General features: G+C 63.6%; 1 protein-coding gene. It reads left to right on the top strand.

Annotation, left to right across the window (positions count from 1 at the left end):
- Positions 1–605, top strand: a 605-nt coding sequence (locus AC1DTN_RS38425) for a 4-hydroxyphenylacetate 3-hydroxylase C-terminal domain-containing protein (protein ID WP_477925440.1), incomplete at both ends; no start/stop codon positions are given.

Here is a 605-nt window from a genome sequence, read left to right as displayed (position 1 = left end):
TCCACCTGGGCAACCCCGAGCACGCGAAGCTCTATCCGCAGCGCGTCTTCGACTGGTTGCACTACCACGCACTCGTTCGCCAGATGGTTCGAGCAGAGCTGATGGCCGGCCTGGCCGTTCTCATCACCGAGCACATCGGCACCAGCAAGATCCCGGCGGTGCAGACACGGGTCGCCAAGCTCATCGGTTTCCACCAGGCCATGCTGGCGCACGTGGTCGCCAGCGAGGAACTCGGCTTCCACACGCCGGGCGGGCTCTACAAGCCGAACATCCTGTTCTACGACTTCGGGCGCGCACTCTATCTCGAGAACTTCTCCCAGATGATCTACGAGCTGGTCGACCTGTCGGGCCGCAGCGCCCTGCTCTTCGCCACCGAGGATCAATGGGAAGACTCCAAGCTCAACACGATGGTCGAGAAGATGAACTCCGGTCCCGTCGGCCGGCCGAAGGATCGCCTGCGCATCGGACGGGTCATCCGTGACCTGTTCCTGACCGACTGGGGCAACCGCCTGTTCGTGTTCGAGAACTTCAACGGCACGCCGCTGCAGAGCATCCGCATGCTGACGATGCAGCGCGCCGAGTTCTCCGGCTCCGGCACCTACGGC

This window comes from Rhizobium sp. 01T444, assembly GCF_056398305.1.
This window is presented reverse-complemented; position numbering and strand designations above follow the sequence as displayed.